Consider the following 12,509-nt stretch of genomic DNA (forward strand, 5'->3'; position numbering starts at 1 on the left):
AGGAGGAAATGCATAATGGCAAATTATGATGTATTAAAAGTTGACGGTTCTAAAGCGGGCACAGTTGAACTCAGCGATGCAGTATTCGCAATTGAACCTAACAATGATGTATTATTCGAAGCGATTAATTTACAACGCGCTTCATTACGCCAAGGAACTCACGCGGTAAAAAACCGTTCAGCAGTTCGTGGTGGTGGACGTAAACCATGGAGACAAAAGGGTACAGGACGTGCGCGTCAAGGTACAATTCGTGCGCCACAATGGCGTGGTGGTGGTATCGTATTCGGACCAACTCCAAGAAGTTACGCATACAAAATGCCTAAAAAAATGCGTCGTTTAGCGTTACGTTCAGCAATTTCAGCTAAAGTTCAAGACAATGGACTTAAAATTGTTGATAACTTTAACTTAGACGCTCCAAAAACAAAAGACTTCAAAACAACTTTAACAAACTTAGAATTACCTAAAAAAGTATTAGTTGTAACAAACGGTGAAGACGTAAATGTTGAATTATCTGCACGTAACATCCCAGGTGTTCAAATCACTACACCAGAAGGATTAAACGTATTAGATATCACTAATGCAACTAGTATCTTAATCACAGAAGAAGCAGCTAAAAAAGTTGAGGAGGTGCTCGGATAATGGAAGCTAGAGATATTCTAAAGCGCCCCGTAATCACTGAAAAATCATCTGACGCTATGGCGGAGGATAAATATACTTTCGAAGTTGACGTTCGTGCGAACAAAACTGAAGTTAAAAAAGCAGTTGAAGAAATCTTTGAAGTTAAAGTTTCTAATGTAAACATTATTAACTACAAACCAAAGAAAAAACGCATGGGTCGTTATCAAGGTTACACTAACAGACGCCGTAAAGCGATTGTTACTATTAAAGAAGGTCAAATCAACCTATTCAACTAAAAACATACCAATAAGGAGGTAAGCGACAATGGCTCTTAAACATTATAAGCCAATTACTAATGGTCGTCGTAATATGACTACATTAGACTTCTCTGAGATCACTGAGTCTAAGCCTGAAAAGTCATTATTACAGCCGCTACCGAAAAAAGCGGGTCGTAACAACCAAGGTAAATTGACAGTACGTCATCACGGTGGAGGACATAAACGTCAATATCGTGTTATTGATTTCAAACGTAATAAAGATGGAGTGACTGGTAAAGTACACTCAATCCAATATGATCCAAACAGATCAGCAAACATTGCATTAATCGTATATGCAGATGGTGAAAAACGCTACATTATTGCACCTAAAGGTTTAGTAGTAGGTCAAACTGTAGAAAGTGGTTCAGATGCAGATATCAAAGTAGGTAATGCACTTGCATTGAAAGATATTCCTGTAGGTACTACAATTCATAACATTGAGTTAAAACCAGGACGTGGTGGTCAAATCGCACGTTCAGCTGGTGCTAGTGCACAAGTATTAGGTAAAGAAGGTAAATACGTATTAGTTCGTCTTCGTTCAGGTGAAGTACGTATGATTCTTTCAACTTGCCGTGCAACAATTGGTCAAGTTGGTAACCTTCAACATGAACTTGTGAACGTTGGTAAAGCTGGTAAATCAAGATGGTTAGGTAAAAGACCAACAGTTCGTGGTTCTGTAATGAACCCTAACGATCACCCACACGGTGGTGGTGAAGGTCGTGCACCTATCGGACGTCCATCTCCAATGTCACCATGGGGTAAACCAACTCTTGGTAAGAAAACACGTCGTGGTAAAAAACGTTCTGACAAACTTATCGTACGTAGACGTAAAAGAAAATAAAAATAGCTTATTTGGGTGTGCGGCGTAATCGCTGCACGCACATAATAAGAAAGGAGGCGCCACTATGGCTCGTAGTATTAAAAAGGGACCTTTCGTCGATGATCACTTAATGAAAAAAGTAGAAGCGCAAGGCGACAGCGAAAAGAAACAAGTAATTAAAACATGGTCACGTCGTTCAACGATTTTCCCAAATTTCATTGGACACACATTCGCAGTATATGATGGCCGTAAACATGTACCTGTATATGTAACAGAAGATATGGTTGGTCACAAATTAGGTGAATTTGCTCCAACACGTACATTCAAAGGTCACGCAGCTGACGACAAAAAAACTAGAAGATAATAAATTCCGATAAGTAGAGGAGGAAACACGAATGGAAGCAAAAGCGGTTGCTAGAACTATCAGAATCGCACCTCGTAAAGTAAGATTAGTCTTAGATCTAATCAGAGGTAAAGATGTAAGAGAAGCAGTAGCTATCTTAAAAGTTACAGATAAAGCATCTTCTCCTGTTATTGAAAAATTATTAATGTCCGCTTTAGCTAATGCAGAGCACAACTATGGTATGAATACAGACGAATTAGTTGTAAAAGAAGCATACGCTAACGAAGGACCAACATTAAAACGTTTCCGTCCACGTGCTCAAGGACGTGCAAGCGCAATTAATAAAAGAACAAGTCACATTACAATCGTAGTAAGTGATGGTAAAGAAGAAGCTAAAGAAGCTTAATTAAATACAAGGAGGGAATACCGTGGGTCAAAAAATTAATCCAATCGGACTTCGTGTTGGTGTTATCCGTGACTGGGAAGCTAAATGGTACGCTGAAAAAGACTTCGCATCACTTTTACACGAAGATTTAAAAATTCGTAAATTTATTGATAATGCATTGAAAGACGCATCAGTGTCACACGTTGAAATTGAACGTGCTGCAAATCGCATTAACATTGCAATTCACACTGGTAAACCAGGTATGGTAATTGGTAAAGGCGGATCAGAAATTGAAAAGCTACGTAACAAATTAAACCAATTAACTGATAAGAAAATTCACATTAACGTAGTAGAAATCAAAAAAGTTGATTTAGATGCTCGTTTAGTTGCTGAAAATATTGCACGTCAATTAGAAAATCGTGCTTCATTCCGTCGTGTGCAAAAGCAAGCTATCGGCAGAGCAATGAAATTAGGTGCTAAAGGTATCAAAACTCAAGTATCAGGTCGTTTAGGAGGCGCAGACATCGCGCGTGCTGAACAATATTCAGAAGGAACTGTACCACTTCATACTTTACGTGCAGACATCGATTATGCACATGCTGAAGCAGACACAACTTATGGTAAGTTAGGTGTTAAAGTATGGATTTATCGTGGAGAAGTTCTTCCTACTAAGACAAATAGTGAAGGAGGAAAATAATTATGTTACTACCAAAGCGTGTAAAATATCGTCGTCAACATCGTCCTGACACTAAAGGTCGTTCAAAAGGCGGTAACTTTGTAACTTTTGGTGAGTATGGTCTTCAAGCAACAACAACATCTTGGATCACATCTCGTCAAATCGAATCAGCGCGTATTGCAATGACACGTTATATGAAACGTGGCGGGAAAGTTTGGATTAAAATCTTCCCTCACACACCATATACTAAAAAACCTTTAGAAGTACGTATGGGTGCTGGTAAAGGTTCAGTAGAAGGCTGGATTGCAGTTGTAAAACCAGGTCGAATCTTATTCGAAGTAGCTGGTGTATCTGAAGAAGTAGCGCGTGAAGCATTACGTTTAGCTAGCCACAAACTTCCAGTTAAAACGAAGTTTGTAAAACGTGAAGAATTGGGTGGTGAAACAAATGAAAGCTAAGGAAATTAGAGACTTAACCACTTCAGAAATCGAAGAACAAATCAAATCTTCAAAAGAAGAGCTTTTTAACCTACGCTTTCAATTAGCTACAGGTCAATTAGAAGAGACTGCTCGCATTAAAACAGTAAGAAAAACTATTGCGCGTCTTAAAACTGTTGCACGTGAAAGAGAATTAGAACAAGGGAAAGCGAACCAATAATTTAATTGAAAGAGGAGGTTACGAAAGTGAGCGAAAGAAATAATCGTAAAGTTTACGTTGGTAAAGTAGTTTCAGACAAAATGGACAAAACAGTTACAGTTTTAGTTGAAACTTACAAAACACATAAACTATATGGTAAACGTGTTAAATACTCTAAAAAATATAAAACGCATGACGAAAACAATTCAGCTAAACTAGGAGATATCGTTAAAATCCAAGAAACGCGTCCTTTATCAGCGACAAAACGTTTCCGTTTAGTAGAAATTGTCGAAGAATCAGTAATTATTTAATGACTATTAATAGATAAAGGAGGTTCAATCATGATCCAACAAGAAACACGTTTAAAAGTAGCAGACAACTCTGGTGCGCGTGAAGTGCTTACGATCAAAGTATTAGGTGGATCTGGCCGTAAAACAGCTAACATTGGTGACGTTATCGTAGCTACTGTTAAAAATGCTACACCTGGAGGCGTTGTTAAGAAAGGCGACGTTGTTAAAGCTGTAGTTGTACGTTCTAAATCTGGTGTACGTCGTAAAGACGGTTCTTACATCAAATTCGATGAAAATGCATGTGTAGTGATTCGTGACGACAAAGGACCACGTGGAACTCGTATTTTCGGTCCAGTAGCTCGTGAGTTACGTGAAGGAAACTTCATGAAAATCGTTTCTCTAGCTCCAGAAGTACTTTAATATAAGAATCAGTAAAAAACACAAATTCAAGGAGGTGCCCACATGCATATCAAAAAAGGTGACAACGTAATCGTTATCGCAGGTAAAGACAAAGGTAAAACAGGTAAAGTTGTAGCAACTGAACCTAAAAAAGACCGTGTCGTTGTGGAAGGTGTTAACATGATTAAAAAACACCAAAAACCAACTCAATTCAATCCTGAAGGTGGAATCTTAGAAACTGAAGCAGCTATTCATGTTTCTAACGTACAATTATTAGACCCTAAAACAAATAAACCTACACGCGTAGGCTATAAATTCGTTGATGGTAAAAAAGTTAGAATCGCTAAAAAATCAGGCGAAGAAATCAAGTCTAATAAGTAATAATAGGTGAAAGGAGGATCCACTTTGAATCGTTTAAAAGAAAAGTTCAATTCAGAAGTTACAGAAAGCTTAGTTAAGAAATTTAACTACAGTTCAGTAATGGAAGTACCAAAAATCGACAAAATTGTTGTAAATATGGGTGTTGGTGATGCAGTTCAAAACTCTAAAGTATTAGATACAGCTGTTGAGGAATTAACTGCAATCACTGGTCAAAAACCACTTATTACTAAAGCGAAAAAATCAGTTGCGACATTCCGTCTTCGTGAAGGTATGCCAATTGGTGCTAAAGTAACTTTACGTGGTGAAAGAATGTATGAATTCTTAGATAAATTAATCTCAGTATCATTACCACGTGTACGTGACTTCCGCGGTGTTTCTAAAAACGCATTTGATGGCCGTGGTAACTACACATTAGGTGTTAAAGAACAACTTATTTTCCCTGAGATTGATTATGATAAAGTATCAAAAGTACGTGGAATGGATATCGTTATCGTTACAACTGCTAACACTGACGAGGAAGCTCGTGAATTGTTAACACAATTCGGTATGCCATTTCAAAAATAATCTCTAAAGGAGGCTAATTAAGTGGCTAAAAAATCAATGGTTGCTAAGCAACAAGGTAAACAAAAGTTCCAAGTCCGTGAATATACTCGTTGTGAACGCTGTGGCCGTCCACATTCTGTATATCGTAAATTTAAACTTTGCCGTATTTGTTTCCGTGAACTAGCTTACAAAGGTCAAATCCCTGGCGTACGTAAAGCTAGCTGGTAAAATTTAATTCTTGAAAGGAGGCAACAAACTATGACATTGTCAGATCCAATTGCAGATATGCTTACTCGTGTAAGAAACGCAAACATGGTGCGTCACGAAAAATTAGAATTACCTGCATCAAATATCAAAAAAGAAATTGCTGAAATCCTTAAAAATGAAGGTTTCATCAAGAATGTAGAATATATCGAAGATGATAAACAAGGTGTTATCCGTTTATTCTTAAAATATGGTTCAAATAACGAACGTGTTATTACAGGTTTAAAACGTATTTCAAAACCAGGTTTACGTGTTTATGCTAAAGCAAACGAAGTACCTAAAGTATTAAATGGTTTAGGTATTGCATTAGTATCTACTTCTGAAGGTGTTATCACTGATAAAGAAGCTAGAAAACGTAATATTGGTGGAGAAGTATTAGCATACATTTGGTAATATTAAATAAGGAGGTGCCATAACATGAGCCGTGTCGGTAAAAAATTAATTGAGATTCCTAGCGACGTAACTGTAACTATCGATGGTAATACAGTTTCTGTTAAAGGACCTAAAGGTGAATTATCACAAACTTTAAATGAAGAAATGACATATAAACAAGAAGAAAACACACTTGAAGTTGTTAGACCATCAGATTCTAAAGAACACAGAACTGTTCATGGTACAACTCGTGCGTTAATTAACAATATGGTACAAGGTGTATCTAAAGGATACGAAAAAACACTTGAATTGATCGGTGTTGGTTACCGTGCTCAACTTCAAGGTAAAAACCTTGTATTAAACGTTGGATACTCACATCCAGTTGAAATCGAAGCTGCTGAAGGTATTACTTTCTCTGTAGAGAAAAACACAACAGTTAAGGTTGAAGGTATCGACAAAGAATTAGTAGGTGCAACAGCATCAAAAATTCGTGATGTTCGCCCACCAGAACCTTATAAAGGTAAAGGTATTCGTTACCAAGGTGAATATGTACGTCGTAAAGAAGGTAAAACTGGTAAATAATAAATAAAACTCTACAGAAAGGAGTATTAAGATGATTAGCAAAATTGATAAAAACAAAGTACGTTTAAAAAGACATGCTCGCGTACGTACGAAATTGTCAGGTACAAGCGAAAAGCCACGTTTAAACGTATATCGTTCTAACAAACACATTTACGCACAAATCATTGATGATACAAAAGGTATCACTTTAGCACAAGCATCTACTAAAGATAGCGGCGTAGAAGCATCTTCAACTAAAGTTGAACAAGCTGCTAAAGTAGGCGAAGCTGTTGCTAAAGCAGCATCAGAAAAAGGCATCACTGCTGTAGTATTTGACCGTGGTGGTTATTTATTCCATGGCCGTGTTAAAGCATTAGCAGATGCTGCTCGTGAAAATGGACTTCAATTTTAATTTAAAAGGAGGGACAAATTAAATGGCTCGTAGAGAAGAACAAGTTAAAGAATTCGAAGAACGCGTAGTTACAATTAACCGTGTTGCTAAAGTTGTTAAAGGTGGTCGTAATTTCCGTTTCACTGCACTTGTAGTTGTAGGTGACAAAAATGGCCGCGTTGGTTTCGGTACTGGTAAAGCACAAGAGGTACCTGAAGCGATCAAAAAAGCAGTTGAAGCTGCGAAAAAAGAACTTATCACGATTCCTCGTGTAAATGGTACAACACCACACACAATTACTGGACGTTTCGGATCAGGAAGTGTTTTAATGAAACCAGCTGCTCCTGGTACAGGGGTAATCGCAGGTGGTCCAGTTCGTGCCGTACTAGAGCTTGCAGGTATCACTGATATCTTAAGTAAATCATTAGGTTCAAACACACCAATCAACATGGTGCGTGCGACAATCAACGGTTTACAAAATCTTAAAAATGCTGAAGACGTTGCACGTTTACGTGGAAAATCAGTAGAAGAATTATATAATTAAGGAGGGAAATATTTAAATGGCTAAATTAGAAATCACCCTCACTCGAAGCGTTATTGGACGTCCTGAAACACAACGTAAAACTGTTAAAGCTTTAGGTCTTAAAAAAGTAAACTCAACAGTCGTTGTAGAGGATAACCCAGCGATTCGTGGACAAATCAATAAAGTAAGTCACTTAGTATCAGTAGAAGAAAAATAATTGAGGAGGTGCCGAAATGAAGTTACATGAGTTAAAACCATCAGAAGGTTCACGTCACGTACGTAACCGTGTAGGTCGTGGTGCGGCAACAGGTAACGGTAAAACTAGTGGCCGTGGTCAAAAAGGTCAAAAAGCACGTTCAGGTGGTAAAGTAAGACCAGGTTTTGAAGGTGGACAATTACCATTATTCCGTCGTATCCCTAAACGTGGTTTCACTAACATTAACCGTAAAGAATATGCTATCGTTAATTTAGACCAACTTAACAAATTTGAAGATGGTACTGAAGTAACACCTGAATTATTAATTGAATCAGGCGTTGTTAAAAGTGAAAAATCTGGCATTAAAGTATTAGGTAATGGTACATTAGAAAAGAAATTAACAGTTAAAGCACACAAATTCTCAGCTTCAGCTCAAGATGCTATTGAAGCGAAAGGCGGAGCTTACGAGGTGATCTAATTGTTTCACACGGTTATGAATTTCTTTAAAACTAAAGAAGTTCGAAACAAGATACTCTTTACGCTTGCAATGTTAGTCATTTTCAAAATTGGTACGTATATTCCAGCACCTGGTGTAAACCCAGCAGCTTTTGATAATCAACAAGGTTCTCAAGGCGTCACTGATCTACTTAATACATTCGGTGGAGGAGCCTTGAAGAACTTCTCCATATTTGCTATGGGGATTATGCCTTACATTACGGCTTCAATCGTTATGCAGTTATTGCAAATGGATATTGTTCCAAAATTTACTGAATGGGCAAAGCAAGGTGAAACAGGACGTAAAAAACTTAATACGTTTACACGTTACTTCACAATTGTTCTTGCGTTCATTCAGTCTATAGGTATGTCTTTTCAATTTAATACCTATTTAGATGGTGCATTAATTAAAAACCAATCAGCGTGGACTTATTTATTAATCGCAGTTGTACTGACTACAGGTACTGCATTTTTAATGTGGTTAGGTGAGCAAATCACGCAATATGGTGTTGGAAATGGTATTTCAATTATCATTTTTGCAGGTATTTTATCAACGTTACCATCATCACTCATTCAATTCTATCAACAAGAATTTATTGGACAAGATGATGTAACACTTGCTTGGTTAAAAGTAGCAGGACTGATTATCGGTATGATCCTTTTAACTGTTGGTGCAGTGTTTGTACTACAAGCAATTCGTAAAATACCAATTCAATATGCGAAGAAACAAGCCAATATGCGCCTTGGTTCTCAAGCCACTTATCTACCATTAAAAGTGAATTCTGCAGGGGTTATTCCTGTCATTTTTGCAATGGCGTTCTTCTTATTACCTAGAACGTTAACACTATTTTTCCCAAAAGCAGATTGGGCTCAAAAAATAGGAGAATATGCCGATCCTTCTAACAATATTGGAATGATTGTGTATGTTATCTTGATTATTGCATTTGCGTACTTCTATGCATTTGTACAAGTTAATCCAGAAAAAATGGCAGAGAATTTGAAGAAGCAAGGTAGTTATGTTCCAGGGATTCGTCCAGGTGAACAAACTAAAAAATATATTACTAAAGTTTTATATCGTTTAACTTTTGTTGGTTCTATATTCTTAGCAGTCATCGCAATATTACCAATATTAGCGACGAAGTTAATGAACTTACCACAATCGATTCAACTCGGTGGTACAAGCTTACTTATCGTAATTGGTGTTGCTATTGAAACAATGAAGAGTTTAGAAGCGCAAGTTAACGAAAAAGAATATAGAGGCTTTGGTCGACGATAATTCATAGGAGGGCATTTATGAATATTATCTTAATGGGATTACCTGGTGCTGGTAAAGGAACTCAAGCGAGTGAGATTATTAAAAAGTATCCAATTCCACATATTTCAACTGGTGATATGTTCCGTAAGGCTATCAAAGATGAAACAGAATTGGGTAAAGAAGCAAAATCTTACATGGATCGTGGAGAGTTAGTACCAGACGAAGTGACAGTAGGAATTGTCAAAGAACGTATTTCTGAAGACGATGCAAAAAAAGGTTTCTTATTAGACGGATTTCCTCGTACAATCGAGCAAGCTGAAGCGTTGAATACGATTTTAGACGAGCTTGATCGTTCAATCGATGCAGTTGTAAATATTGAGGTTCCAGAAGAGGAACTTATGAATCGTTTAACAGGACGTCGTATCTGTGAAACTTGCGGCACAACGTATCATCTTGTTTTCAATCCTCCAAAGGTTGAAGGTGTTTGTGATATTGACGGTGGTAAATTATACCAACGTGAAGATGACAACCCAGAAACTGTTGCCAATCGTTTAGAAGTAAACGTTAAGCAATCTAAACCAATTTTAGATTTCTATAATAAGCAAGGTGTTCTGAAAAATATTGACGGTTCTAAACATATCGATGAAGTTACAGAAGACGTTATCAGTATTTTAGAATCATTAAAATAGTAACGACTTGGAGCGTTATGCTTTTGAAGTCGTTAACCTTGAAGTAATTCAATCATTGTGACAAGTTATTTAACGATATCTATAGAAGTAACGTATCCAAGCAACTATGAACAAGTTGATATTCTATGATCCTTACAACTGAAAAGGAGGAGTTAATCAATGGCGAAACAAGATGTAATCGAACTTGAAGGTACAGTGCTAGACACTTTACCAAATGCAATGTTTAAAGTAGAATTAGAAAATGGTCATGAAATCTTAGCACACGTAAGTGGTAAGATTCGTATGAACTATATTCGTATTTTACCTGGCGATAAAGTAACAGTAGAAATGTCTCCGTATGATTTAACACGCGGAAGAATCACATATCGTTATAAATAATTGTCACTCCATCACTTAAGGAGGTATAAAAAATGAAAGTAAGACCATCAGTAAAACCAATTTGCGAAAAATGTAAAGTCATTAAACGTAAAGGTAAAGTAATGGTAATTTGTGAAAACCCTAAACACAAACAAAAACAAGGTTAATTAAAAGAGAGGTGTAAAAAATATGGCTCGTATTGCAGGAATTGACATCCCACGTGACAAACGTGTCGTGATCTCATTAACTTATATCTACGGTATCGGTAAAAGCACAGCACAAGAAATCATCGAAGCAGCTAACGTATCAGCTGACACACGTGTAAAAGATTTAACTGATGATGAGTTAAGTCGTATCCGTGAAGTTGTAGATGGTTACAAAGTTGAAGGTGACTTACGTCGTGAAACTAACTTAAACATCAAACGTTTAATGGAAATTTCATCATATCGTGGTATCCGTCACCGTCGTGGATTACCAGTTAATGGTCAAAAAACTAAAAACAATGCGCGTACGCGTAAAGGCCCAGTTAAAACTGTAGCTAACAAGAAAAAATAATAGGTAAAGGAGGCTAATTAAACTATGGCACGTAAACAAGTATCTCGTAAACGTAGAGTTAAAAAGAATATTGAAAATGGTGTGGCACACATCCGTTCAACTTTCAATAACACAATTGTAACTATTACTGATGAATTTGGTAATGCTTTATCATGGTCATCAGCAGGTGCGCTTGGATTTAAAGGTTCAAAAAAATCTACACCATTCGCAGCTCAAATGGCTTCTGAAACTGCTTCAAAATCTGCTATGGAACATGGCTTAAAAACAGTTGAAGTAACTGTAAAAGGACCAGGACCTGGTCGTGAATCAGCTATCCGTGCATTACAATCAGCAGGTTTAGAAGTAACAGCGATTAAAGACGTTACTCCAGTACCACACAACGGTTGTCGTCCACCGAAACGTCGTCGCGTATAATTTAAATTTTTCATTATGTCACTAAACACCGAAATTATAGTTTATGCAAGTCGACGTTCTTAAGGAGGATATATAAATGATTGAAATTGAGAAACCTAGAATTGAAACAATTGAAATTAGTGATGATGCTAAATTCGGTAAGTTTGTTGTTGAACCATTAGAACGTGGTTATGGTACTACACTAGGAAACTCCTTACGTCGTATCCTACTATCATCATTACCAGGTGCGGCTGTGAAATATATCGAAATCGAAGGTGTTTTACACGAATTCTCAGCTATTGATAATGTTGTAGAAGACGTGTCGACAATCATTATGAATATCAAGAAGCTTGCGCTCAAAATTTATTCAGAAGAAGAAAAAACACTTGAAATTGATGTTAAAGAAGAAGGCGAAGTTACTGCTAACGATATCACACACGACAGTGATGTTGAGATCTTAAACCCAGACTTAAAAATTGCAACGGTATCTCAAGGTGGTCACCTTAAATTACGTCTTGTTGCTAACAAAGGTCGCGGTTATGCATTAGCAGATCAAAATAACTCAAGTGATATGCCAATCGGTGTTATTCCAGTAGATTCACTTTATTCACCTGTTGAACGTGTGAATTATACGGTAGAGAGCACTCGTGTAGGTCAAAGCTCTGACTTCGACAAGTTAACATTAGACGTATGGACTGATGGTTCAATTACGCCACAAGAGTCAGTATCACTTGCTGCTAAAATCATGACAGAGCACTTAAACATTTTCGTTGGTCTTACTGACGAAGCACAAAATGCTGAAATCATGGTTGAAAAAGAAGAAGATCAAAAAGAAAAAGTACTTGAAATGTCTATCGAAGAATTAGACTTATCTGTACGTTCTTACAACTGTCTAAAACGTGCTGGTATTAACTCAGTACAAGAACTCGCTGATAAATCAGAGGCTGATATGATGAAAGTTCGTAACTTAGGTCGCAAGTCTCTTGAAGAAGTAAAATACAAATTAGAAGACTTAGGATTAGGTCTAAGAAAAGAAGATTGATAAAGGAG

26 protein-coding genes are annotated in these 12,509 nt (G+C 37.0%); all 26 read left to right on the plus strand.

Annotated features, from left to right (window positions below):
• The first annotated feature begins 15 nt into the window (after window positions 1-15).
• Window positions 16-639 (plus strand): 50S ribosomal protein L4, encoded by a 624-nt coding sequence (rplD, locus tag HHH54_RS03415; RefSeq protein WP_198617439.1) that lies wholly within the window; start codon window positions 16-18, stop codon window positions 637-639.
• Window positions 639-914 carry a 50S ribosomal protein L23 gene (gene rplW, locus HHH54_RS03420; protein ID WP_198617440.1) on the plus strand — a complete coding sequence of 92 codons (276 nt, stop codon included), beginning with the start codon at window positions 639-641 and terminating at the stop codon, window positions 912-914. Before rplD ends, rplW begins: the two co-directional genes overlap by 1 nt.
• Window positions 915-942: 28 nt before the next feature.
• On the plus strand, window positions 943-1,776 hold the full coding sequence (gene rplB / locus HHH54_RS03425) for a 50S ribosomal protein L2 (RefSeq protein ID WP_198617441.1): 834 nt from the start codon (window positions 943-945) through the stop codon (window positions 1,774-1,776).
• A gap of 64 nt (window positions 1,777-1,840) precedes the next feature.
• Window positions 1,841-2,119, plus strand: a complete 279-nt coding sequence (gene rpsS, locus HHH54_RS03430) for a 30S ribosomal protein S19 (protein WP_014613216.1) — start codon at window positions 1,841-1,843, stop codon at window positions 2,117-2,119.
• A 31-nt stretch (window positions 2,120-2,150) separates the two neighbouring features.
• Window positions 2,151-2,504 carry a 50S ribosomal protein L22 gene (gene rplV, locus HHH54_RS03435; protein WP_198617442.1) on the plus strand — a complete coding sequence of 118 codons (354 nt, stop codon included), beginning with the start codon at window positions 2,151-2,153 and terminating at the stop codon, window positions 2,502-2,504.
• A gap of 22 nt (window positions 2,505-2,526) precedes the next feature.
• Window positions 2,527-3,180 (plus strand): 30S ribosomal protein S3, encoded by a 654-nt coding sequence (gene rpsC, locus HHH54_RS03440; RefSeq protein ID WP_198617443.1) that lies wholly within the window; start codon window positions 2,527-2,529, stop codon window positions 3,178-3,180.
• Window positions 3,181-3,182: 2 nt separating this feature from the next.
• Window positions 3,183-3,617, plus strand: a complete 435-nt coding sequence (gene rplP / locus HHH54_RS03445) for a 50S ribosomal protein L16 (protein ID WP_198617444.1) — start codon at window positions 3,183-3,185, stop codon at window positions 3,615-3,617.
• Window positions 3,607-3,816, plus strand: coding sequence for a 50S ribosomal protein L29 (gene rpmC / locus HHH54_RS03450; protein WP_014613220.1), 210 nt, complete (start codon window positions 3,607-3,609; stop codon window positions 3,814-3,816). The genes rplP and rpmC overlap by 11 nt, the downstream gene beginning before the upstream one ends.
• Before the next feature lie 26 nt (window positions 3,817-3,842).
• Window positions 3,843-4,106 (plus strand): 30S ribosomal protein S17, encoded by a 264-nt coding sequence (gene rpsQ, locus HHH54_RS03455; protein ID WP_198617445.1) that lies wholly within the window; start codon window positions 3,843-3,845, stop codon window positions 4,104-4,106.
• 30 nt (window positions 4,107-4,136) lie between these two features.
• Window positions 4,137-4,505, plus strand: a complete 369-nt coding sequence (gene rplN, locus HHH54_RS03460; protein WP_198617446.1) for a 50S ribosomal protein L14 — start codon at window positions 4,137-4,139, stop codon at window positions 4,503-4,505.
• 42 nt (window positions 4,506-4,547) lie between these two features.
• Window positions 4,548-4,865 carry a 50S ribosomal protein L24 gene (gene rplX, locus HHH54_RS03465; RefSeq protein WP_198617447.1) on the plus strand — a complete coding sequence of 106 codons (318 nt, stop codon included), beginning with the start codon at window positions 4,548-4,550 and terminating at the stop codon, window positions 4,863-4,865.
• A 24-nt stretch (window positions 4,866-4,889) separates the two neighbouring features.
• Entirely contained in the window at window positions 4,890-5,429 is a 540-nt protein-coding gene (rplE, locus tag HHH54_RS03470) for a 50S ribosomal protein L5 (protein WP_198617448.1), read from the plus strand.
• A 21-nt stretch (window positions 5,430-5,450) separates the two neighbouring features.
• Complete coding sequence (locus HHH54_RS03475; protein WP_198617449.1) at window positions 5,451-5,636, plus strand: type Z 30S ribosomal protein S14; 186 nt, start codon at window positions 5,451-5,453, stop codon at window positions 5,634-5,636.
• A 30-nt stretch (window positions 5,637-5,666) separates the two neighbouring features.
• On the plus strand, window positions 5,667-6,065 hold the full coding sequence (gene rpsH, locus HHH54_RS03480) for a 30S ribosomal protein S8 (protein WP_198617450.1): 399 nt from the start codon (window positions 5,667-5,669) through the stop codon (window positions 6,063-6,065).
• A 24-nt stretch (window positions 6,066-6,089) separates the two neighbouring features.
• On the plus strand, window positions 6,090-6,626 hold the full coding sequence (rplF, locus tag HHH54_RS03485; RefSeq protein WP_198617451.1) for a 50S ribosomal protein L6: 537 nt from the start codon (window positions 6,090-6,092) through the stop codon (window positions 6,624-6,626).
• 31 nt (window positions 6,627-6,657) lie between these two features.
• Entirely contained in the window at window positions 6,658-7,017 is a 360-nt protein-coding gene (gene rplR / locus HHH54_RS03490) for a 50S ribosomal protein L18 (RefSeq protein ID WP_198617452.1), read from the plus strand.
• Window positions 7,018-7,039: 22 nt separating this feature from the next.
• The gene (gene rpsE / locus HHH54_RS03495) at window positions 7,040-7,540 is read left to right on the plus strand and encodes a 30S ribosomal protein S5 (RefSeq protein ID WP_198617453.1); all 501 of its coding nucleotides are present in this window, start codon (window positions 7,040-7,042) and stop codon (window positions 7,538-7,540) included.
• A gap of 16 nt (window positions 7,541-7,556) precedes the next feature.
• Window positions 7,557-7,736 carry a 50S ribosomal protein L30 gene (gene rpmD, locus HHH54_RS03500; RefSeq protein ID WP_103208050.1) on the plus strand — a complete coding sequence of 60 codons (180 nt, stop codon included), beginning with the start codon at window positions 7,557-7,559 and terminating at the stop codon, window positions 7,734-7,736.
• Window positions 7,737-7,752: 16 nt separating this feature from the next.
• A complete protein-coding gene (rplO, locus tag HHH54_RS03505) occupies window positions 7,753-8,193 on the plus strand; it encodes a 50S ribosomal protein L15 (RefSeq protein ID WP_198617454.1) in 441 nt (146 codons plus the stop codon).
• Window positions 8,194-8,208: 15 nt separating this feature from the next.
• Complete coding sequence (gene secY, locus HHH54_RS03510; RefSeq protein WP_432813790.1) at window positions 8,209-9,486, plus strand: preprotein translocase subunit SecY; 1,278 nt, start codon at window positions 8,209-8,211, stop codon at window positions 9,484-9,486.
• A gap of 17 nt (window positions 9,487-9,503) precedes the next feature.
• Window positions 9,504-10,154 carry an adenylate kinase gene (locus HHH54_RS03515; protein WP_198617456.1) on the plus strand — a complete coding sequence of 217 codons (651 nt, stop codon included), beginning with the start codon at window positions 9,504-9,506 and terminating at the stop codon, window positions 10,152-10,154.
• 159 nt (window positions 10,155-10,313) lie between these two features.
• Window positions 10,314-10,532 carry a translation initiation factor IF-1 gene (infA, locus tag HHH54_RS03520; protein WP_001118443.1) on the plus strand — a complete coding sequence of 73 codons (219 nt, stop codon included), beginning with the start codon at window positions 10,314-10,316 and terminating at the stop codon, window positions 10,530-10,532.
• Between the two features lie 32 nt (window positions 10,533-10,564).
• Window positions 10,565-10,678: a 50S ribosomal protein L36 gene (rpmJ, locus tag HHH54_RS03525; protein ID WP_002509257.1), complete on the plus strand. Its 114-nt coding sequence runs from the start codon at window positions 10,565-10,567 to the stop codon at window positions 10,676-10,678.
• Window positions 10,679-10,700: 22 nt separating this feature from the next.
• Window positions 10,701-11,066 (plus strand): 30S ribosomal protein S13, encoded by a 366-nt coding sequence (rpsM, locus tag HHH54_RS03530; RefSeq protein ID WP_198617457.1) that lies wholly within the window; start codon window positions 10,701-10,703, stop codon window positions 11,064-11,066.
• A 24-nt stretch (window positions 11,067-11,090) separates the two neighbouring features.
• Complete coding sequence (rpsK, locus tag HHH54_RS03535; protein ID WP_198617458.1) at window positions 11,091-11,480, plus strand: 30S ribosomal protein S11; 390 nt, start codon at window positions 11,091-11,093, stop codon at window positions 11,478-11,480.
• A gap of 76 nt (window positions 11,481-11,556) precedes the next feature.
• Window positions 11,557-12,501, plus strand: a complete 945-nt coding sequence (locus HHH54_RS03540) for a DNA-directed RNA polymerase subunit alpha (protein WP_198617459.1) — start codon at window positions 11,557-11,559, stop codon at window positions 12,499-12,501.
• The last annotated feature ends 8 nt before the right edge of the window (window positions 12,502-12,509 follow it).

Source organism: Staphylococcus canis (assembly GCF_016238445.1).
Lineage (GTDB): Bacteria > Bacillota > Bacilli > Staphylococcales > Staphylococcaceae > Staphylococcus > Staphylococcus canis.

Coding starts and splice junctions, on each gene's coding strand:
- rplP (WP_198617444.1), top strand. CDS start 3,183: ATGTTACTACCAAAGCGTGTAAAATATCGTCGTCAACATCGTCCTGAC.
- infA (WP_001118443.1), top strand. CDS start 10,314: ATGGCGAAACAAGATGTAATCGAACTTGAAGGTACAGTGCTAGACACT.
- rplD (WP_198617439.1), top strand. CDS start 16: ATGGCAAATTATGATGTATTAAAAGTTGACGGTTCTAAAGCGGGCACA.
- rplO (WP_198617454.1), top strand. CDS start 7,753: ATGAAGTTACATGAGTTAAAACCATCAGAAGGTTCACGTCACGTACGT.
- rpsM (WP_198617457.1), top strand. CDS start 10,701: ATGGCTCGTATTGCAGGAATTGACATCCCACGTGACAAACGTGTCGTG.
- secY (WP_432813790.1), top strand. CDS start 8,209: ATGAATTTCTTTAAAACTAAAGAAGTTCGAAACAAGATACTCTTTACG.
- rpsK (WP_198617458.1), top strand. CDS start 11,091: ATGGCACGTAAACAAGTATCTCGTAAACGTAGAGTTAAAAAGAATATT.
- HHH54_RS03540 (WP_198617459.1), top strand. CDS start 11,557: ATGATTGAAATTGAGAAACCTAGAATTGAAACAATTGAAATTAGTGAT.
- HHH54_RS03515 (WP_198617456.1), top strand. CDS start 9,504: ATGAATATTATCTTAATGGGATTACCTGGTGCTGGTAAAGGAACTCAA.
- rpmC (WP_014613220.1), top strand. CDS start 3,607: ATGAAAGCTAAGGAAATTAGAGACTTAACCACTTCAGAAATCGAAGAA.
- rplW (WP_198617440.1), top strand. CDS start 639: ATGGAAGCTAGAGATATTCTAAAGCGCCCCGTAATCACTGAAAAATCA.
- rplF (WP_198617451.1), top strand. CDS start 6,090: ATGAGCCGTGTCGGTAAAAAATTAATTGAGATTCCTAGCGACGTAACT.
- rplR (WP_198617452.1), top strand. CDS start 6,658: ATGATTAGCAAAATTGATAAAAACAAAGTACGTTTAAAAAGACATGCT.
- rplB (WP_198617441.1), top strand. CDS start 943: ATGGCTCTTAAACATTATAAGCCAATTACTAATGGTCGTCGTAATATG.
- rplV (WP_198617442.1), top strand. CDS start 2,151: ATGGAAGCAAAAGCGGTTGCTAGAACTATCAGAATCGCACCTCGTAAA.
- rpsH (WP_198617450.1), top strand. CDS start 5,667: ATGACATTGTCAGATCCAATTGCAGATATGCTTACTCGTGTAAGAAAC.
- rpsS (WP_014613216.1), top strand. CDS start 1,841: ATGGCTCGTAGTATTAAAAAGGGACCTTTCGTCGATGATCACTTAATG.
- rpmD (WP_103208050.1), top strand. CDS start 7,557: ATGGCTAAATTAGAAATCACCCTCACTCGAAGCGTTATTGGACGTCCT.
- rpmJ (WP_002509257.1), top strand. CDS start 10,565: ATGAAAGTAAGACCATCAGTAAAACCAATTTGCGAAAAATGTAAAGTC.
- rplX (WP_198617447.1), top strand. CDS start 4,548: ATGCATATCAAAAAAGGTGACAACGTAATCGTTATCGCAGGTAAAGAC.
- rpsE (WP_198617453.1), top strand. CDS start 7,040: ATGGCTCGTAGAGAAGAACAAGTTAAAGAATTCGAAGAACGCGTAGTT.
- rplN (WP_198617446.1), top strand. CDS start 4,137: ATGATCCAACAAGAAACACGTTTAAAAGTAGCAGACAACTCTGGTGCG.